Annotated in this window: 17 protein-coding genes; 16 read left to right on the forward strand and 1 reads right to left on the reverse strand. The window is 54.3% G+C overall.

The genetic code is table 11. From position 1 onward, the window contains the following. Positions 1-141 precede the first annotated feature (141 nt). The 9 genes from galE (at position 142) to NHM04_RS17015 (ending at position 11,047) form a co-directional block, all read left to right on the forward strand. On the forward strand, positions 142-1,176 hold the full coding sequence (galE, locus tag NHM04_RS16975; protein WP_254264939.1) for a UDP-glucose 4-epimerase GalE: 1,035 nt from the start codon (positions 142-144) through the stop codon (positions 1,174-1,176). Positions 1,177-1,196: 20 nt separating this feature from the next. Further along, a complete protein-coding gene (locus NHM04_RS16980) occupies positions 1,197-2,228 on the forward strand; it encodes a UDP-glucose--hexose-1-phosphate uridylyltransferase (protein ID WP_254264940.1) in 1,032 nt (343 codons plus the stop codon). Continuing rightward, positions 2,229-3,380: a galactokinase gene (galK, locus tag NHM04_RS16985; protein ID WP_254264941.1), complete on the forward strand. Its 1,152-nt coding sequence runs from the start codon at positions 2,229-2,231 to the stop codon at positions 3,378-3,380. Between the two features lie 75 nt (positions 3,381-3,455). Beyond that, positions 3,456-4,169 carry a DUF1080 domain-containing protein gene (locus NHM04_RS16990; protein WP_254264942.1) on the forward strand — a complete coding sequence of 238 codons (714 nt, stop codon included), beginning with the start codon at positions 3,456-3,458 and terminating at the stop codon, positions 4,167-4,169. Positions 4,170-4,171: 2 nt separating this feature from the next. Next, positions 4,172-6,517, forward strand: coding sequence for a PVC-type heme-binding CxxCH protein (locus tag NHM04_RS16995; RefSeq protein ID WP_254264943.1), 2,346 nt, complete (start codon positions 4,172-4,174; stop codon positions 6,515-6,517). Positions 6,518-6,597: 80 nt separating this feature from the next. Continuing rightward, on the forward strand, positions 6,598-8,781 hold the full coding sequence (locus NHM04_RS17000; protein WP_254264944.1) for an FdhF/YdeP family oxidoreductase: 2,184 nt from the start codon (positions 6,598-6,600) through the stop codon (positions 8,779-8,781). A gap of 102 nt (positions 8,782-8,883) precedes the next feature. Then, on the forward strand, positions 8,884-9,387 hold the full coding sequence (locus NHM04_RS17005; protein ID WP_254264945.1) for a CinA family protein: 504 nt from the start codon (positions 8,884-8,886) through the stop codon (positions 9,385-9,387). 164 nt (positions 9,388-9,551) lie between these two features. After that, positions 9,552-10,577 (forward strand): recombinase RecA, encoded by a 1,026-nt coding sequence (gene recA / locus NHM04_RS17010; RefSeq protein ID WP_254264946.1) that lies wholly within the window; start codon positions 9,552-9,554, stop codon positions 10,575-10,577. A 14-nt stretch (positions 10,578-10,591) separates the two neighbouring features. Beyond that, the gene (locus NHM04_RS17015; protein WP_254264947.1) at positions 10,592-11,047 is read left to right on the forward strand and encodes a regulatory protein RecX; all 456 of its coding nucleotides are present in this window, start codon (positions 10,592-10,594) and stop codon (positions 11,045-11,047) included. Here the strand turns inward: NHM04_RS17015 and rrtA are convergent. Next, positions 11,032-11,637: a rhombosortase gene (gene rrtA / locus NHM04_RS17020; RefSeq protein WP_254264948.1), complete on the reverse strand. Its 606-nt coding sequence runs from the start codon at positions 11,635-11,637 to the stop codon at positions 11,032-11,034. The two genes, NHM04_RS17015 and rrtA, sit on opposite strands and share 16 nt — an antisense overlap. 196 nt (positions 11,638-11,833) lie before the next feature. On the opposite strand from rrtA, the gene NHM04_RS17025 reads away from it, so the two are divergent. From NHM04_RS17025 to hemN, 7 genes are all read left to right on the forward strand, one after another. Beyond that, a complete protein-coding gene (locus tag NHM04_RS17025) occupies positions 11,834-12,949 on the forward strand; it encodes a phosphoserine transaminase (RefSeq protein WP_254264949.1) in 1,116 nt (371 codons plus the stop codon). A 73-nt stretch (positions 12,950-13,022) separates the two neighbouring features. Beyond that, the gene (locus NHM04_RS17030; protein WP_254264950.1) at positions 13,023-14,198 is read left to right on the forward strand and encodes a phosphoglycerate dehydrogenase; all 1,176 of its coding nucleotides are present in this window, start codon (positions 13,023-13,025) and stop codon (positions 14,196-14,198) included. A gap of 78 nt (positions 14,199-14,276) precedes the next feature. Continuing rightward, complete coding sequence (locus NHM04_RS17035; RefSeq protein WP_254264951.1) at positions 14,277-14,588, forward strand: NGG1p interacting factor NIF3; 312 nt, start codon at positions 14,277-14,279, stop codon at positions 14,586-14,588. Further along, positions 14,581-15,144, forward strand: a complete 564-nt coding sequence (locus NHM04_RS17040; protein ID WP_254264952.1) for a CoA pyrophosphatase — start codon at positions 14,581-14,583, stop codon at positions 15,142-15,144. Before NHM04_RS17035 ends, NHM04_RS17040 begins: the two co-directional genes overlap by 8 nt. Before the next feature lie 77 nt (positions 15,145-15,221). Further along, positions 15,222-16,826, forward strand: coding sequence for an AMP-binding protein (locus tag NHM04_RS17045; protein WP_254264953.1), 1,605 nt, complete (start codon positions 15,222-15,224; stop codon positions 16,824-16,826). Between the two features lie 21 nt (positions 16,827-16,847). Beyond that, positions 16,848-18,032 carry a patatin-like phospholipase family protein gene (locus tag NHM04_RS17050; protein WP_254264954.1) on the forward strand — a complete coding sequence of 395 codons (1,185 nt, stop codon included), beginning with the start codon at positions 16,848-16,850 and terminating at the stop codon, positions 18,030-18,032. Positions 18,033-18,055: 23 nt separating this feature from the next. After that, on the forward strand, positions 18,056-19,453 hold the full coding sequence (gene hemN, locus NHM04_RS17055) for an oxygen-independent coproporphyrinogen III oxidase (protein ID WP_254264955.1): 1,398 nt from the start codon (positions 18,056-18,058) through the stop codon (positions 19,451-19,453). Positions 19,454-19,470: the final 17 nt, after the last annotated feature.

Consider the following 19,470-nt stretch of genomic DNA (forward strand, 5'->3'; position numbering starts at 1 on the left):
CAGACAAGGCCAGTCCTGTGCACTGACGGGCTCCTAGAGGCAAGCGCTGAAGATCCGGTTTTCCGTTGGAGTGAACTGGCCGGTATAATCGCCGCAGTCGAGCCGCTTAGGCGGTTATTTGGGATGCAAATTGGAGTGTCTATGTCTGAACACGCGGTGGTGCTGGTCACTGGTGGTGCCGGTTATATCGGAAGCCATGTGTGCGTTGAGTTGCTGCAGGCGGGTTTTACGCCTGTGGTGGTGGATAATTTATGCAATAGCAATCGCGAGGTGATGGAGCGAGTTGAGTCCATCACCGGCACACGCCCCGAGCTTTACGTAGCTGATATTCGCGATCGGGCGGCACTGGATAAGATTTTTGCCGCGCACAATGTGACCGCGGTAATGCACTTTGCCGGCCTTAAAGCTGTGGGGGAGTCCACCACAATTCCTCTGTCTTACTATCAAAATAATGTCGCAGGCTCTTTGACGTTATTTGAAGCTATGGCCGCACACGAGGTATGGAATCTGATTTTCAGCTCCTCGGCCACTGTGTACGGTGATCCGGCTAGCGTGCCCATCGATGAAACCTTTCCCATTAGCGCTACTAACCCCTATGGCCGTACCAAGTTGATGGTGGAGGAAATATTGCGGGATATGTCGCGCGCGCCAGAGGCCCAGTGGAACACTACTTTGCTGCGTTATTTTAACCCTGTGGGGGCCCACGAATCCGGTTTGATCGGCGAAGACCCGCTGGGTATTCCCAACAATCTGGTGCCTTATATTGCTCAAGTGGCAGTGGGTAAGCTGCCCGCGCTGCAGGTGTTCGGCGATGACTATGACACCTCCGATGGCACCGGGGTACGCGATTATATTCATGTAGTGGATTTGGCTCGCGGCCATGTGGCGGCGCTGCAAAAACAACAGCAGCAACAGGCTGGTTGTCGTGTCTACAACTTGGGTACGGGCATTGGCTATTCGGTATTGCAGGTTATAGATGCCTTTGCCAAAGCCTGCGACAAGCAAATACCCTACAAAATTGCACCGCGCCGCGCCGGCGATATAGCCCGTTGCTATGCCAAAACTGATTTGGCAGCGCAGGAGTTAGGTTGGCAGGCTGAGTTTGGTATCGAGCGGATGATGCTAGATACATGGCGCTGGCAAAGTAATAACCCCAATGGCTATCGGCAAAACTGATAGCAGCTGTGAGAGAGACCATGACCGTATTAGAAGATAAAAGTCATCGCCGCTATAACCCCTTGCTGGGTGAATGGGTGTTGGTATCACCACACCGCGGCAAGCGCCCCTGGCAGGGGCAGCAAGAAGCGCCGCAGCCCGCAGGCGCCGCCAGCTACGATGAGAATTGCTATCTGTGCCCAAGCAATACCCGTATTACCGGCGATGTGAATCCAGATTATCGCGGCACCTTTGTATTTCAGAATGATTTTCCTGCGTTGCAAGCTGACAATGACCACGAACACTCAGACGATGAGTTGTTCCGGTATCACGCGGCCAGAGGTGAGGCCCGGGTGATTTGTTTTTCACCGGATCACAGTAAAAGTCTGCCGCAGCTGTCGCAATCCGAGCTGTGCGGGGTAATCGACACCTGGAGTGAACAGATGGCCGAGCTTGGTGCTCGCTACCCCTGGGTGCAGATTTTTGAAAACAAAGGCGCCGTAATGGGCTGCTCTAATCCGCACCCGCACGGTCAGGTCTGGGCGCAAGATTGTCTGCCCACCGAAGCTGAGAAAATCGATCGTAACTTAAAAGAGTATTATCAGCGCAACAACACAAATCTTTTGCTGGATTATGTCGAGCGCGAAATCGACAACAACCAGCGGGTGGTAGAGGTCAATCAACATTGGGCGGTGGTGGTGCCGTTCTGGGCCTGCTGGCCGTTTGAAGTCATCTTGTTGCCGCGCTTTACGGCATTGAGTTTTGCCGATTTAGACGCTGCACAGCGGCAGTCGCTGGCGAGTATTCTCAAGCTTTTTTTAACCCGCTACGACAATTTATTTCAGTGCAGCTTTCCCTATTCGATGGGGTGGCGGGCAGCTCCTTTTAACGGTGCAGACAATCGCCACTGGCAGCTCCACGCGAGCTTCTTTCCTCCGCTTTTGCGTAGCGCCAGTGTGAAAAAGTTTATGGTGGGTTACGAAATGCTGGCTGAAGCCCAGCGCGATATTACGCCAGAACAAGCCGCCCAACGTTTGCGTGCCCTGAGCACTGTCCATTATTCAGAGAGTTAAATGATGCGAGAAAAAATTGCCGACCGCTTTGCGTCGGTCTATAAAAACAATGCCCGCAATATCTACTTTGCCCCGGGGCGAGTCAATTTGATTGGTGAGCATACCGATTATAACGATGGTTTTGTATTTCCCTGCGCACTTAAGTTTGGTACTTACATTGCCACTTCTGGGCGCGATGATCGCTGCATCAGGGTGTGCGCGGGTAATTTTAACGACGAATTTAACCAGTGGACGCTGGACCAAAGCATCGAGCCCGACCCCAATTGCCTGTGGTCAAATTACCTGCGCGGTGTGTGTGCGCTGCTGTTGGCTCAGGGGCATCGTCTTACCGGGTTGGATGTCTATATCGAAGGCGATGTGCCCCGCGGCGCCGGACTCAGTTCTTCCGCCTCTTTGTCGGTCGCTTTCGCCAAGGCTTTAAGCGATATTAATGGGCTAAATCTGGGGGTGAGTGATCTGGCGCGTGTTGCCCAGGCGGCAGAAAATGATTTTGCCGGATGTAGCTGCGGCATAATGGACCAGCTGGCCTCTGCAGGGGGGAGAGCGGGGCATGCGCTTTTATTGGACTGCGAGGATCTCGGCTTCGAGCTGGTCAGTATTCCGGATGACCTTACTATCTTGATTATCGATTCGCGCGTCGAACGCAATCTGGTGGGTAGCGAGTATAACGATCGCCGCAGCGACTGCGAACGCGCGGCAAAAGCCCTGGGTGTTACAACACTGCGGCATACCAACTTGAGTGCGCTTGAGCAAGGCCGCAGCCAGCTTGATGAGCTTGCCTATCGCCGCGCTCGACATGTGTTGAGTGAAAACGAGCGCACTTTACGTTGTGCTGCTGCGCTCAAAGCGAACGATATGGCCGTGGTTTATCAAACCATGCGTGACTCGCACATTTCAATGCGTGATGACTTTGAAATTACCGTGCCTGCCATCGATTTTCTTGTCGCAACTGTGGATGCGCAGCTGAACAACGACGGCGGCGTGCGAATGACCGGTGGCGGATTTGGCGGTTGCGTGGTGGCCCTGGTGCCTAAAACCAAAGCGTCTGAAATTGAGACGATTGTCAAGACAGCATACTGCGAGGCTTATGGCATAGAGCCTAATATCTATCACTGCGAGGCAGAAGATGGGGCGCGAACTTTACTTGAGTAAGTTTTTGTTTGCATCAGTAGGCAAGAAAGCCGGTTTGGGTTAGCCTAAACCGGCTTTTTTATAAGGTGAATTCTAATGATAAAAATACCCTCGTTGTGCGCCTTTTGCGCATGGTTTTTCTTAATATTCAGTCCAGTGGCTAGCGCTGCCAAAGAGTCGCTAAATATAGGCCGCGATGCCAGCTTATGGATGAACGTGTCCAGCTTTGGCGAGGCCCACTGGCTGGGCAATGAAATTCACTTATTATCCACCGCCAATTGGTTTTTTCTAACCAAGAAACGCTACCGCGACTTTGAGCTGGAGCTGGAAGTCTTAGTGCCTCAGCTGGATGATGAATATGTCAACTCCGGCATTATTTTCCGCGCCCAAACCAAGTACTCAGACGATATTAACAGTCAATACGCCTTTGGCTATCAGGCCGAAGTAGACCCCAGCGATCGGCGCTGGAGCGGCGGTTTGTACGAACAGGCCACCGAGCGGCAATGGTTGTTTCCGCTGCACGATGAGCGCTCAAATCCGGGCGAGCATTTTAAAGAAAATTACTCGCCCCAGTGGAGCGATGAGAAATCCGCGGCGTTTAAAAACGGCCAGTGGAACCACTATAAAATTCGCGCCCAAGGGCCCGAGATAAAAATTTGGGTGAATGATGTACTAACCACTCACGTAAAAGACACGCACTTGTCTGAGGGGCATATTGGTATTCAGCATCATGGGAGTACCAGCTTTGCCGAGCGGGGCGATACCCGCAATACGGTTAAATTCCGCAATATTTATGTGCGTGAGCTTTAACCATGAAAAGACTGCTGTTTCCTGCTTTGCTGTTAAGCCTCGCCACTGTGGCCCACGCGCAGACCTTTCAAGGGGATCGCGACGGTCATCAAATGGAAGATGTAATTCCCAAAAGTGAAATCCCGCCGGCGCCCGTGTTAAATCCCGAGCAGGCCCTGAAAAGCTTACAGGTTCAACCAGGTTTTTCGGTGCAGTTGGTTGCCAGCGAACCTCAGGTGTTCAGTCCGGTGGCGCTGGCCTTTGATGCGGCGGGCCGGATTTGGGTGGCCGAAATGACCACCTATATGCCGGATATTCAAGGCAAGGGCGAGATGAAACCAGAGGGGAATATCGCCGTTTTGCAAGACACCGATGGCGATGGTCGGGTGGATAGTCGTCAGGTGCTCATTGATAATGTAATGCTGCCGCGCACCATCAGTGTGGCGGAGGGCGGACTCTTCTACGCCGATCATCAATCGCTGTATTTTGCCGAGATAAAGCATAAAGATGGCGAGATTGCGCTGGGCGTCCACGACATGGTGGATGCCACCTACGCGGCAAAAGGCAGTGTTGAGCACAAGCCCAATGGCATGCTCTATGGTATGGATGGCTGGTACTACAACGCCAAAAGTGATCAGCGCTACCTGACGCTTGCCCATGATGCGGCCATCCCCGACGGCGCCCACGAGATTTACCGCAACCAATACTGGAAACTGGTACGAAGCAATACCGACTACCGCGGCCAGTGGGGGGTTACCCAGGATGATTTTGGTCGGCTTTATCACAATGGCAACAGCTCGCCCATTCACGGCGAATACTTAAGGCCGGGCGCTCTGTTGCAAAATCCCGGTTTCTGGCCCGATATGCCCGCTCACAGTATTGGTGATAATCGCGTTTATCCCGCGCGTATGACACCAGGGGTCAATCGTGGCTATATGGAAGGCGTGTTGGTTCGCGAGGGTAAAGACCGGGGCAAGCTGGTTAATTTTACCGCCGCCAGTGCCAGTTTGGTGTATCGCGGCGATAATTTTCCGGCGCAATTTTATGGGCTGGGTTTAACCCCCGAGCCCGCGGCCAACTTAATCAGCGCCCGCACTATTATTGAAGGCGAGGGCAAGCTTAGTGGTAAAGCGCTGTTTGCCCCTGGTGAGCTGTTAACCAGTACCGATGAGCGTTTTCGCCCCGTCAGTTTATACAACGCGCCCGACGGTAGTGTTTATATTGTGGATATGTACCAGGGTATTTTGCAGCACAAAGACTTTTTAACCAGTTATTTGGCCGAGCAAATTAAAAGCCGCGAGTTGGATAAGCACAACAATACCATGGGCCGCATTTATCGCCTGCATTGGCCCGAAGCACCGCTGAATAAAACACCTGATTTAAACTCGCTAAGTGCCGAGCAATTGGTGCCTTTTATAAAACACCCCAACGCCTGGCACCGGGATACCGCCCGGCGGTTGTTGGTGCAACGCGGGGCCCAAGACATTGCACCTGCCGTGCGCAAGCAGCTACGGCAAAGTGACACGGTCTACGCCCAGGCCAATGGCTTGTGGACCTTGTACGGATTGCACGCCGTTGATCTGCAAACAGTGAAGCATTTTATTCGCTCGACGGATGATCGGATTGCTATGTTGGCCGCCGCCGTGGGGGAACGTTTGCCTAAGTCAGACCACAAGGCTTACTTAAAACTGCTGACGTCTATGGCGCAACAGGGATATCCGCGCGCATTGCAAGCGGCGGTCTCGGTTGCGGCTATCGACGGCGGCCACGAGCTCTCTCAGCGGATACTGGAAAACTATGCAGACCAACCCTATGTACGCGAGGCAGTGATCAGCGGATTGGGCAGTGAGTCTGCCGAGTTTATAAAACAATTGGATGGAGATTATCCCGACAAACAAAGCCAGGCACTTTTGGCCAACTTGGGCAAAAAACGCCAAGATGCCAACAATCGCGATTCGCTGAGTGCGGCCGCGCAAATGTTGTTCGACCAGGGTAAGCAGCTGTATCACGGCAAAGGCGCCTGTGCCGGCTGCCATGGTGAATACGGTAAAGGTATGCCGGGCCTTGGGCCCACATTCTGGGACAGTCAGTGGCTTCACAATAAGCAAACCTTGGCTAAGGTATTACTGCACGGTTTAACCGGCCCTATTTGGGTCGGGCCAGATTACTACAACCCTGCGGCGGTTATGCCGGGCTTTGCCGCGCGCGAAGACATCTCGGACAATGACTTGGCCGCTATCGCCGTGTTTATCCGCAACAGCTGGGGCAATAGCGTAAAAGCCGACGACAGCTTTACCCCCGAGGAAATCGCCCAGGTGCGCCGGGAAACCGCCGAGCGAAGTCAGCCCTACACCGCCAACGAGTTTTAGGGTATTTAACGGATGTTGCCTGCAATAAATTGGGCGTAGACTGAGGGTTTTCGTTATTTACGCCGTTTAGAGAGGTTAGAGTGAAAGCAGAGCAGCCGGTTAAAATCGTTGGCGGCGGTCCAAAAAAAGTTTTATACACGCTCCAGACCATTAAGCGCATCGGGTTGCTGGATTCGGCCAAAGCGCTCAAAAGCCATAACGCCTGCAAAGCCTGTGGTTTGGGTATGGGTGGGCAGCGCGGTGGCATGGTGAATGAAAAAGATGAATTCCCATCCGTGTGCAATAAAAGTATTCAGGCGCAGTCTACGGATATTCAACCGCCCATCCCCGCCGAGCTGTTTGCGCACAACTTATCTGAGTTTAATGAGCTGACAGACCGCGAGTTGGAAACCATGGGGCGTTTGAATACGCCCGTGTATAAGCCCGCAGGCAGTGATAAATATCAACCGATTGGCTGGGATGAAGCGCTGCAGATGGCGGCCAGCCGCCTGCGCGCGCAGCCCGCTGAGCAGAGCTTCTTTTATGCCTCGGGGCGCTCGTCCAACGAAGCCGGCTTTTTGCTGCAATTGATGGCGAGACTGTATGGGAGCAACAATGTTACCAATTGCTCCTACTACTGCCATCAAGCTACCGGTGTGGGGCTGCAGGGCACAGTCGGTACAGGCACCGCTACGGTGCAGCTGGAAGACTTGGCACATGCAGATATGGTCTTTGTGATCGGCGCAAACCCGGCATCGAACCACCCGCGCTTTATTCACCAGCTAAAAAATTGCCGCGACCGCGGCGGCAAGGTCATGGTGATTAACCCCGCTAAAGAGCCGGGCCTGGTGAAATTTGCCGTACCTAAAAGTCCCAAGTCCATGTTGGTGGGCGGTACTTTGATTGCCTCGCGTTTCTTGCAGCCTAATATCGGTTCCGATTTGGCGTTGCTCATGGCGCTTGCCAAAGTGTTACTCGAGACTGAAGCCTATGCGGCAGACTTTATCGCCAGTCACACCCGGGGTTTTACCCAGTACAGCGAGTATTTAGAAACCCTTGAGCTGGCTGATTTGTCTGCCCAGTGTGGTATTAGTGAACAGGATATTCGCGAGCTGGCGGCGGACTATGCCCGTGCTGAAAATGTGATTTTTGCCTGGGGTATGGGCATCACCCATCATCTGAATGGCGTTGATAATGTCGAGGCGATTGCCAATCTGGCGCTGTTACGTGGAATGTTGGGTAAACCGGGGGCAGGTTTGCTGCCCTTGCGCGGCCACAGTAATGTTCAGGGTATTGGCACCATCGGCGTAAAGCCGGTACTGGCCGACGATGTGTTGGCCGCCATAGAAAAGCATCTGGGGGTGAGTCTGCCGCGCCAGCCGGGCATGGATACCCTGGCGTGCCTGCGCGCTGCTGAGGCAGGCGGTATGCGCAGCGCCGTAATGATGGGGGGCAACTTATTTGCCGCCACGCCGGATACCGAGTTTGCACGTCGTGCACTCGATAGCGTGGACTTTAAACTCTACCTGACCACCACCCTAAACCGTGGCCATTTTAACGGTATGGAAACCAGTGAAGCGCTAATTCTGCCCGTGTGCGCCCGCGATGAAGAGCCCCAGAGCACCACCCAGGAGTCTATGTTCAACTATGTGCGCCTCAGTGATGGTGGCATTACCCGTTTGAATAATGTGCGTTCTGAGGTGACGGTACTGGCGCAGCTGGGGGAAAGGTTACTGCCTGATAGTGGGCTTGATTTTGTCGCCCTGCAACAACACGACGCGGTGCGCGAAGCGATAGCGGCGACAATTCCCGGCATGGAGCAATTGGCGGATATCGGCGCAACAAAGCGCGAATTTTCCGTCGCAAACCGGGTACTGCACACGCCGTCTTTTAATATGCCTGAGCAGCGCGCCAATTTTAAAGTGCACCAGCTTGAGCAGCAGACAGATAGCGATTACCCCTACCGTCTCGCCAGCATTCGCAGCGAGGGTCAGTTTAACTCCATAATTTATGAAGAGGCTGACAGCTATCGGGGGACCTCGCATCGCTGGTGTGTGCTAGTATCCCATACCGACTGCGAGCGCCTGCAGTTAAGTAAGGGGGCAAAAGTGGCTCTGGTCTCTCGCCATGGCAGGATGGACGAGCTGGAGGTGGTGCCTTTTGATTTGCCCGCTGGCAGCGTGATGGCCTACTACCCGGAGGCCAATGTACTGATCGGCACCGAGCATGACCCGCGCAGCAAAACCCCGGCATTTAAGTCGGTGCCGGTTTCCCTTCGGGTTTAGTCTAACCCGCGTTTTTTCCGCCCGCCGCCGTCTGCGGCGGGCTATCGCTTTTGCGGCAAGACTCTTAAAATGCCCGTTCCATTCGCCCGAGCGGAGGCCGCTGTGACTTCTACCGATACGGAAATAACCCGACTGCACCTCACCCGTGAGCTGGGCGCGTGTTTGAGCGCGCGCGGTTGGCAGGTGGCGACGGCCGAATCCTGCACCGGAGGCATGATTGGCGCTGCCATTACCGAGGTGCCCGGCAGCTCGGCCTGGTTCGAAATGGGTTGGCTAACTTACTCTAACCAGGCCAAGGTACAGCTGTTGGGCGTAGCGCAAGCGGCATTGGATGAACACGGTGCGGTCAGCCAAACTGTGGTAGAGCAAATGGCCTTGGGCGCCAGGCAGCGCAGTGGCGCCGAGCTGGCGGTGGCGGTCAGCGGCATAGCCGGGCCCGACGGTGGCAGCCGCGACAAACCAGTGGGCACAGTATGGCTGGCCTGGGCCGGGCCCGGCGATAAGCTGGTGTCTGAATGCTATGTTTACCAGGGCGAGCGCCAGCAAGTGCGCGCGCAGGCTTGTATTACCGCACTGCGTGAACTGATTAACCTGTGCAAACACTGAGTTTGCAAAGGCTCTTCAAGCCAACTACTGTATAAATTCATAGTACTGTTTTCATATACAGGTTTTTCCTGTATGCTGGATTCATAAGCTGATGTATCGACCACGTAAGCGCTGGGCGCATCAGACAACAACAGCATATTTTCGTTTTTTCAGTTGAGGTGATTATGGACGCGAATAAAGAAAAGGCTTTGCAGGCAGCACTGGGTCAAATTGAGCGCCAGTTCGGTAAGGGTACCGTAATGCGCATGGGCGATCGCGAACATGTCGCCATTCCCGCTATTTCCACAGGTTCGCTGGGGTTGGACGTTGCCCTGGGTATTGGCGGCTTGCCCAAAGGCCGTATTGTTGAAATCTACGGGCCGGAGTCGTCCGGTAAAACCACTTTAACTTTGCAAGTGATCGCCGAGGCCCAGCGCGCTGGTGGTAACTGTGCCTTTATCGATGCCGAGCACGCGCTAGACCCTATCTACGCCGAAAAGCTGGGCGTAAATGTCGACGATTTGATCATCTCGCAACCGGATACCGGAGAGCAGGCGCTGGAAGTATCCGACATGCTGGTGCGCTCGGGCGCGGTCGACGTGCTGGTAGTGGACTCGGTAGCAGCGCTGACCCCCAAGGCCGAAATTGAAGGTGAAATGGGCGATCATCACGTGGGCTTGCAGGCGCGTTTGATGTCGCAAGCACTGCGTAAAATTACCGGTAATATTAAAAATGCCAACTGTCTGGTTATCTTTATTAACCAGATCCGGATGAAAATTGGCGTTATGTTCGGTAATCCCGAAACCACCACCGGCGGTAACGCACTTAAGTTTTACTCATCTGTACGCTTGGATATTCGCCGTATCGGTTCGGTGAAAGAGGGCGATGAAGTGATCGGCTCGGAAACCCGGGTGAAGGTGGTAAAAAACAAAGTGGCGCCCCCCTTTAAACAAACCGAATTCCAGATCTTGTACGGCCAGGGTATCAACCGCATGGGCGAGGTAATCGACTATGGGGTTAAGTTGGGCATGGTCGACAAAGCCGGTGCTTGGTACAGCTACAATGGCGATAAAATCGGTCAGGGCAAAAACAACGTTATGAAGTTTTTGCAGGAAAACCCGGATATCGCTACCGAGCTGGAAAGCCGGGTACGCGGTGAGCTTTTGGGCACAGTAAAACCTGCTGAAGCCACCGAGGAAGAAGAGGCTTAACGGCGCTTATGGACATGGATGCCACAAGCCCTGAGCAGATCCGCGAGCGAGTGCGCAATAGCGCGCTCGCTTTTTTGACCCGGCGTGAGCATGCTCGGGCCGAGCTGGCGCAAAAACTCAGCCAGCGTTATAGCGCTCCGGAGTTAATTGACGAAACTTTGGATTGGCTGACGGACCTGGGCTATTTGGACGACAGCAGGTTTACCGCAATGTTTGTGCGCAGCTCTGTCGGCAGTGGCAGAGGGCCCATAAGAATTGCCCATGAACTGCGCCAGAAAGGGGTGGCCAATGCCCAGGTAGAGCAGGCGTTGGCAGAGTGTGAAGTAGACTGGACAGAGCTGGCTGCTGATGTACTGGCGCGAAAGTTTTCCGCCGCTCCGGTCGACGCCAAAGAAAAAGCGCGCCAAATCAGGTTTTTGCAGTACAGGGGGTTTCGCCCCGACCATATCTTTTGTCAGTTTGAGCGCTGAAGCCCCCGCCAGGCGGCTAGCTTAACCGCTAAAATCCACAAGAATGACAGTACCGCCCCGCCCAGGGCGCCGTATAAATGCGCAACTGACAGTACCGGCCCGGCAATAAGTACTTCGGTAGCGCTGTGACCGCCCGGGATAATTCGTTCATAGCAAAGCTTGACTCCCAGTGCCAGTATTACCGCCCAGCCAACTGGGTCATTGCGGGTACAAATGGGCGCCAGCAAAAATACCAGCAGACCGTGTAGCACACCGGATAAACCCACGTAGTAACTCACCTGTGGCTGCCATACGTACAGACAAACGCTGATAAACAGTGCGCAGAATAATGCGCTTACCGCGATAGAGACGGGTTGTCGCTCGGCGCCAGCCCAAAATAAAATCAGCAGCAAGGCGGCGGCATTCATGGCCGAGTGAATTAAATTCAAATGCACAATGTGCGCACTGAAAAGGCGCCACAGCTGTCCGTCATCCAGTGCCGCGCGCTGATATTCCAGCAGCGGGTTCAACAGCTCGGCATTATATCCCAGCAGAAGCAGTGGTAGCCCCAGGGCGAAAGCAATCAATAGGTGGTGTACGAGGGTTTTCATGGTAGGCCACTATAACCCAATTGCGTCGCGCTGGGCTGATACCGTTTCGCGCAGCGATCTATCTGTGCATTTGTGCGGTGTCACACCATAGACCGAGCCGCCGTCAGCTGGCATAATCAGCGCCCGATTTTTAACCTGCGGTGGTGTCTGAAGCGCCCCGTAGCCGCACCCTTACTGGACTGTTCAGAGGAATGCCATGCAACCTTCGGTAAAACCGCAAAACCCTAACTTCTCTTCCGGCCCCTGCAGCAAACGCCCGGGCTATGATGTCGCGAATCTGGACGTGTCTACTCTCGGTCGTTCGCACCGCTCAAGCATTGGTAAAAATGCCCTGGGTAAAGCCTGCGAGCAAACCAAACAGCTGCTGGGCCTGCCCGAGGGTTATCGCGTGGGTATTGTCCCCGGCTCGGACACAGGTGCGGTGGAAATGGCTATGTGGTCAATGCTGGGGCAGCGCCCGGTAGATGTACTGCAGTGGGAATCCTTCGGTAAAGGCTGGCTGACCGATGTGACCAAGCAGCTGAAGCTGGATAATGTGAATGCGCTTGAGGCCGACTACGGTGAATTGCCGGATTTGGGCAAAGTTAATTTCGATAACGATGTTATTTTTACCTGGAACGGTACTACCTCGGGTGTAAAAGTGCCCAATGGCGATTGGATTGCCGATGACCGCCAGGGTCTGACTATTTGCGATGCTACCTCAGCGGTATTTGCCATGGAGCTGCCGTGGGAAAAGCTGGATGTTGTGACTTTCAGCTGGCAGAAAGTGCTGGGCGGCGAAGGTGCGCATGGGGTTTTGATTTTAGGCCCCCGTGCGGTTGAGCGACTGGAAAGCTACGAGCCACCATGGCCTATGCCCAAGCTGTTCCGCATGACCAAAGGCGGCAAGCTGGTAGAAGGTATCTTTGAGGGCGCCACTATCAATACTCCCTCTATGCTGTGTGTGGCCGATTACCTGGATGCCCTCAACTGGGTTGAGTCTATCGGTGGCGTGGCCGAAACCATTCGCCGCAGCGAGGCAAATCTGGAGGTGCTGGAAGAGTTTGTCGCCGCCAATGACTGGATTGACTTTCTCGCCGCCGACAAAGCCACCCGCTCGAACACCAGCGTGTGCTTTAAGTTAAATGCCACCCCCGAGCAGGGCAAAGCACTGGTTAAACTGTTGGACACCGAGGGCGTAGCCTATGACATAGGCGCCTATCGTGATGCGCCTCCGGGGTTGCGTATTTGGTGTGGTGCGACCGTGGAGACCGACGATCTAAAAGCGCTGCTGCCCTGGTTGAGCTGGGCCTACGCCCAGGTCACTGCCTGATTTACGCTTACAATCTTTACATTTAGCGCGCTCAACTGAGCGCGCTTTTGTTTACAAACACTGGGAATGCACTATGTATAAAATTAAAACCTACAACAAAATTTCGGTGAAAGGGCTCAATCGTTTCGACCGCGCCCAGTACGAAGTGGCCAGCGATATCAACAACCCCGATGGTTATATTCTGCGCAGTCATAAATTGCACGATGAAGCTCTGCCCGAATCGGTAAAAGCCGTGGCCCGCGCCGGTGCCGGCACCAACAATGTGCCAGTGGCCGAGTACAGCAAAAAAGGCGTAGTGGTGTTCAACGCCCCGGGTGCTAACGCTAACGCGGTAAAAGAGCTGGTGTTGACCGGTATGCTGCTGGCTTCGCGCGGTATTATTCCCGGTATGAACTGGTCTAACTCTCTCACCGATATGAGCGACGCCGGTGAGATGAGCAAGCTGATGGAGAAGCAAAAATCCCAGTTTGCCGGTAGCGAGCTGATGGGTAAAACCCTGGGCGTTGTCGGCCTGGGCGCTATCGGTTCTCTGGTGGCTGAAACAGCCCTGGCCCTTGGTATGAACGTGGTAGGTTACGATCCGGCGCTGTCGGTGGAAGCCGCCTGGCGTTTGCCAAGCCAGGTGATGCGTGCAGAGAACCTGCAGTCGCTGTTATCCCGTTGCGACTATGTCACCTTGCACGTGCCGGCCATTGAGGCGACGCACCACCTGATTAACGAAGAGTCTCTCAAATCTGTAAAAGCCGGTGCGGTGCTGCTCAACTTTGCCCGCGAGGCGATTGTAGACGCCGAAGCGGTAGTGGCGAGCCTGGATGCGAAGCAGTTGCGCATGTACATTTGCGACTTTCCCGAGCCTATCTTGCTTAACCGCGATGATGTTTACGCCATGCCGCACATTGGCGCGAGCACCGCCGAGGCAGAAGAAAACTGCGCCATTATGGCCGCCGATCAACTGATGGACTACCTGGAAAACGGTAACATCAAAAACTCGGTTAACTTTCCCGCCGTACAGATGGAGCGCACCGGTACGGACAGCTCGCGAATTACGTTCTGTAACGAGAATGTCTCGGGCGTGCTGGGCCATGTACTGTCGGTATTGGCCGACAACAATGTCAATGTGATCGACATGGTCAACAAAAGCCGAGGCGAGCTTGCCTACAATATTATCGATGTAGAGCAGAGCCCAGGCGATGACGTAATAGCCGCGATTAAAGCGGTTGAGCATGTGATTACGGTTAGAGTGATATAAACGTCGGAGACCTCATGTCGGATGTCCGATGCGGTTGCGCGTCAGACATCTGACTCCCGACTTCAGACGGAGTGTCCCATGTACAAATTCGTCTTTTTTGTCCCCGACAGCCACCTTGAGACAGTTAAGCAGGCCGTGTTTGCCGCCGGTGGCGGGAAAATTGGTAACTACGACCAATGCTGCTGGCAGGTACTCGGCCAGGGCCAGTTTCGGCCCTTAGCGGGCAGTGACCCTTACAGCGGGGCGCAGGGCAAGCTGAGCTGCGATCCCGAGTGGCGGGTCGAGCTGGTTTGCGACGCTGAGCATATTCAGTCTGCCAAGCGTGCCCTGCTTGAGGCCCATCCCTTTGAAGAGCCAGCGTACGATATCTGGCATTTGGCCGATGTCTGAAGCGCTCTGGACGCATCTTTCCAGTCAACTATTGCCCGCCGCCTACGGGCGAGAAGAGCCGCCTGCACGAGGCCAAGCCGCCGTGTTGGTGGCCATCACCTGCGAGGCCGGTGAACCCTCACTGATTCTTACCCGGCGCGCGGCCCATTTGCAGCATCACCCCGGGGAGATTGCCTTTGCCGGCGGCATGTGGGAGTCAGAAGATCGCAATCTCGCCCAAACCGCACTGCGTGAAGCGTTTGAAGAAATCGGCCTGGCGCCGGATGTCGTGCGGCTGCTGGGGCGCATGCCGGCCTTTCAAACCAAGCGCGGAGTGAATGTGACGCCGGTGGTGGGGCTGGTAACCGAGCCGGTACAGCTCGCCCCCGATCCGGCCGAGCTGGATTTGATTTTCCAGGTGCCACTCAGTCAGCTGCGGCCCGAGTGCGCCGTGCGCCGCGATAGTTTTCAACGCGGTGAAACTCGGGTAAGCGTGCCTGTGTTCGAATCGCAAGGGCAAACTATTTGGGGCCTGACCGCGGCGATAATCGCGTATTTGACATCGTTAATCTGCTAAGCTCTGGATATATACCCGTAGGTGAAGACTTACGTTATGATCTGGTCACTCAATAAGTACAAAAAGGAGAGCGTGGTATGACTCTGGACTGCAATCGCACCATTGTCGATGTATTTACCGAGGCCTGCGCCGAGTTCGCTGACAGCCCCGCATTTACCTGCCTGGGACATACGCTGACTTATCGCGATATCGATCGGCTGAGCGGTCAGTTTGCGGCTTATTTGCAGCAGTGCACACAGTTGCAGCCAGGAGACCGGATCGCTGTTCAGTTGCCCAATGTGCTGCAGTATCCCGTGGCGGTTTTCGGTGCAATTCGCGCCGGTATGGTAGTGGTAAACACCAATCCGCTTTACACCGCCTCAGAGCTTAAGCACCAGTTAACCGACTCGGGCGCCAAGGCCTTGGTGGTACTGGCGAATGTTGCAGCCGCCGCTTCCGAGATTATTGAGCAGACAGATGTTGAGCATGTAATCGTGACCGAACTGGCCGATTTGCATCCGCCACTCAAGCGCACCTTGGTTAACTTTGTGGTAAAGCACGTTAAAAAGCTGGTGCCAGATTTTTCTTTTGCCAAGTCCGAATCGTTTACTCAGGTTATTAAAGCCGCAAGCCAGGCGCCCAAGCCGCACAGCGCTACTCCCGACGATGTTGCCGTATTGCAATACACGGGGGGGACTACCGGTGTCGCCAAGGGCGCGATGCTGACGCACCGCAATCTGGTGGCAAACATGCTGCAAGTAAACCTGCATATGCAGGATTGCTTTCGCAAAAACCAGGATTTATTTGTTGCGCCTCTGCCGCTGTATCATATTTACGCCTACACCATTCACTGCATGTGCGCCTTTTCTTTGGGCAACGAGAATTTATTGATTCCCAACCCCCGCGACATTCCCGGCTTTGTTAAAGAGTTAAAAGGCAAACCCTTCTCCTGTTTTGTCGGTTTGAATACTTTGTTTAACGCACTGTGCCGCAACGAGGATTTCCGCAACCTGGACTTTTCTCATATGCGTTTGTCATCTTCCGGTGGTATGGCGCTCACTAAGGATGCCGCCAAACGCTGGGAAGAGGTCACCGGCACTCCCGTATGTGAGGGCTATGGTTTAACGGAAACCTCACCGGTCGTTTGTATTAATCCGCGTCAGGCCATCAAGCTGGGTACCGTAGGTTTGCCTGTGCCGCAGACCGAGGTTAAAACTATCGATGAAGATGGCACCGACCTGCCGGTGGGTGAGGCGGGTGAGCTGTGTGTACGTGGTCCCCAGGTCATGAAAGGTTATTGGCACCGCGAGGAGGCGACGCGCGAGATTCTCGGTGACGACGGCTGGCTTAAAACTGGCGATATTGCAGTTATCGACGCCGAGGGCTATGTCAAAATTGTCGACCGTAAAAAAGACATGATTAACGTGTCTGGGTTTAAAGTTTTCCCCAATGAAGTGGAAGACGCCTTAACCGCACACCCGGAAATTGTCGAAGCCGCTGTGGTCGGGGTAGACGATGAAGAGAGCGGTGAGTTGGTGAAAGCGTTTGTGGTGGTCAGCAATCCCAACCTCAGCGAGCAGGATGTACGTGATTTTGCCCGCCAGTCGCTGACGGCCTATAAAGTGCCCAGCAGCGTCGAGTTTCGCGATGAGCTGCCCAAAACCAATGTGGGTAAAGTACTCAGACGTAAACTCAAGGAATAACAAAATCCGGGGGCGGCGCATTTGAGCCAAACAGCGTTAATACTGTCCGGCGGCGGCGCCCGCGCAGCCTACCAGGTTGGTGTGTTACAGGCGATTGCCGATATCATGCCCGACGGCATAGACAATCCCTTTCCTATCATTTGTGGTACCTCCGCGGGCGCCATTAATGCCATGGCGCTCGCCGCTCACCCCGGCACCTTTCGCCAGGCGGTTAATCATTTGTCTATCTTGTGGCTTAAGCTTTCTATCGATCAGGTGTATCGCCACGGTTGGTGGGATATAGGCAAAAGCTTCGGGCGCTTGGGCTTGTCTTTGTTCAATGACGGTATCGGCCGCCACAGGCCTTTGTCACTGCTGGACAATGGCCCTTTGTGGGAGTTGCTGGCGGACAAAATTGCCTTCGGCAACATTGAAAAAAACATCAGCGCTGGCAAGCTACGCGCCGTGAGTATCACCGCCATGGGGTACACCTCGGGCCGTTCTGTCAGTTTTTTTCAGGGGGAGCCTCAGTTAGCCGGCTGGCGCCGTTTTCGCCGCGAGGGTGTGCCTACCCCCATTCGCCTGGAACACTTATTGGCTTCATCGGCGATTCCTACTATTTTTCCCACCGTGCGCATTAATCGCGAATACTTTGGCGATGGCGCCCTGCGTCAGCTGGCGCCCTTAAGCCCCGCGCTGCACCTGGGGGCTGATTCGCTATTCGTGATTGGGGTCAGTGGCAACCGCAACCCCAAGCACTGGGGCAAGCGTATGCCGATAAGGCACTCGCCCTCCATGGCGCAGATTGTCGGGCATTTGCTCAACAGTGCGTTTATCGATGCCCTGGAAAACGATATTGAACACATGGAGCGCCTTAACCGGTTGCTCAAGCTTATCCCCCGCGAACAGTTAGAGGCCGAAGGTATAGGCTTAAGGCCCGTGCAGAGTCTGGTGGTTTCACCCAGTAAAGCTGTGGATGCAATCGCGGGGCGCAAGGTGCGCTACTTGCCTGCGAGTGTGCGCTACTTTCTCCGCGCTACAGGTGCAACGGCTAAGGGTGGAGGGGCGACGGCCGCCAGTTATCTGTTGTTTGCCAACCCTTTTATCACTGAGCTGATTGAGCTTGGCTATCAGGATACAATGTGGGAGGCGAGCGCGATTAGAGAGTTTTTTACCGACCCTAAGCTTGATGCAAATCAAGAGGTACACCCCGTTCACAGCTTATAGTAGCTACTGGCAAGAGGGCTACTATGAACACATCTATCCCGGCGCAGCAATGGCGCGATTTAGTGGGTCGCTATGATTTATCCGGCCCACGTTATACGTCTTATCCTACCGCCTTACAGTTCCGGCCGGAGTTCGCTCTGGCCGATCAGCTTGAGGCTATGCTCAACAGTCAGCGCCACAATAAACCGCTGTCGCTGTATTTTCATCTGCCTTTCTGCCAAAGCCTCTGCTACTACTGCGGTTGCAATAAAGTAGTGACCCGCAATCGCAATCGGGTCGATGAATATTTGCAAAGTCTGGCGCAGGAAATGGAGCATTATCGCGAGCTTGTGGGTATTTATCGCGAAGTGCGTCAGTTGCACTGGGGCGGTGGCACGCCCACTTATTTAAGCCATAAGCAAATGGCGCAGCTAATGGCGCTAACGTTGCGTTATTTTAATCTTGCTTGCGATGACAGCGCCGAACATGCGGTGGAAATTCATCCGGGCCAAACTGCAGTGGAGACCATTGAGGTATTGCGAGGCCTCGGTTTTAACCGCTTGAGTATGGGGGTGCAAGATTTTAACCCACAGGTGCAGGCGGCGGTGAATCGCTTCAATAGTGAGGCCCAAGTGCGCGATCTGGTTGAGCGCGCACGACAATGCGGTTTTCATTCAATCAATATGGATCTTATTTACGGCTTGCCTCATCAAAGCCTGGCAAGTTTTACCCAAACCCTGGACAGTGTGATTCAGTTACGGCCCAACAGATTGAGTTTATTTAGCTATGCTCACATGCCGGCGCAGATAAAAAGCCAGAGATTGATTCACTCGGTGGATTTACCGGCCGCCGAAGTAAAGCTGCAAATATTCAGTCATGCGCTTGAGCAGTTGCAGCGCGAAGGCTATGTGCACATTGGTATGGACCACTTTGCCTTGGAAACCGATGATTTGGTGCTCGCCCAGCGGGAAAATCGGCTGCAGCGAAATTTTCAGGGTTATGCCACCGGTCGCGAATGCGACCTCATTGGCCTGGGGGTTTCGTCCATCAGCTCGGTGGGAAATGTTTACTGGCAAAATCAAAAGTCGGTAAAAGACTATCAGCAAGCGTTGAACTCAGGTCGGCTCCCGGTAGAGCGGGGCGTTTGCTTAACTCGTGACGATGTTATTCGCCGCTGGGCGATTACGCAGTTGATGTGTCATTATCGGCTTGACTGGCAAGAGCTGGGTGAACACTTTGGGGTGATCGCAACCGACTATTTTGCCACAGAGCTTGAGGCTCTGGCTGAGCTTGAGAGAGATGGCCTGTTAACCTTGAGCGATGACGGATTAGAAGTCAGCCGCCTGGGCAAGATGGTCATACGGCGTATCGCCATGGTGTTTGACGCCTACCTTGCAAAAAATCCGCGGCATGGGGCCGGTCGTTACTCCAAGGTTATTTAAGTCAAGTCGAGTAGACT

Origin of the sequence: Gilvimarinus sp. DA14 (assembly GCF_024204685.1) — a bacterium.
In the GTDB taxonomy this organism is placed as follows: domain Bacteria; phylum Pseudomonadota; class Gammaproteobacteria; order Pseudomonadales; family Cellvibrionaceae; genus Gilvimarinus.

What these genes read in the sequence shown, in the direction of transcription:
- NHM04_RS17025 (WP_254264949.1), top strand. Translation starts at nt 11,834, where the DNA reads ATGCAACCTTCGGTAAAACCGCAAAACCCTAACTTCTCTTCCGGCCCC.
- NHM04_RS17030 (WP_254264950.1), top strand. Translation starts at nt 13,023, where the DNA reads ATGTATAAAATTAAAACCTACAACAAAATTTCGGTGAAAGGGCTCAAT.
- NHM04_RS17040 (WP_254264952.1), top strand. Translation starts at nt 14,581, where the DNA reads ATGTCTGAAGCGCTCTGGACGCATCTTTCCAGTCAACTATTGCCCGCC.
- hemN (WP_254264955.1), top strand. Translation starts at nt 18,056, where the DNA reads ATGAACACATCTATCCCGGCGCAGCAATGGCGCGATTTAGTGGGTCGC.
- galE (WP_254264939.1), top strand. Translation starts at nt 142, where the DNA reads ATGTCTGAACACGCGGTGGTGCTGGTCACTGGTGGTGCCGGTTATATC.
- NHM04_RS17035 (WP_254264951.1), top strand. Translation starts at nt 14,277, where the DNA reads ATGTACAAATTCGTCTTTTTTGTCCCCGACAGCCACCTTGAGACAGTT.
- NHM04_RS16995 (WP_254264943.1), top strand. Translation starts at nt 4,172, where the DNA reads ATGAAAAGACTGCTGTTTCCTGCTTTGCTGTTAAGCCTCGCCACTGTG.
- NHM04_RS16980 (WP_254264940.1), top strand. Translation starts at nt 1,197, where the DNA reads ATGACCGTATTAGAAGATAAAAGTCATCGCCGCTATAACCCCTTGCTG.
- galK (WP_254264941.1), top strand. Translation starts at nt 2,229, where the DNA reads ATGATGCGAGAAAAAATTGCCGACCGCTTTGCGTCGGTCTATAAAAAC.
- rrtA (WP_254264948.1), bottom strand. Translation starts at nt 11,637, where the DNA reads ATGAAAACCCTCGTACACCACCTATTGATTGCTTTCGCCCTGGGGCTA.
- NHM04_RS17015 (WP_254264947.1), top strand. Translation starts at nt 10,592, where the DNA reads ATGGATGCCACAAGCCCTGAGCAGATCCGCGAGCGAGTGCGCAATAGC.
- NHM04_RS17045 (WP_254264953.1), top strand. Translation starts at nt 15,222, where the DNA reads ATGACTCTGGACTGCAATCGCACCATTGTCGATGTATTTACCGAGGCC.
- recA (WP_254264946.1), top strand. Translation starts at nt 9,552, where the DNA reads ATGGACGCGAATAAAGAAAAGGCTTTGCAGGCAGCACTGGGTCAAATT.
- NHM04_RS16990 (WP_254264942.1), top strand. Translation starts at nt 3,456, where the DNA reads ATGATAAAAATACCCTCGTTGTGCGCCTTTTGCGCATGGTTTTTCTTA.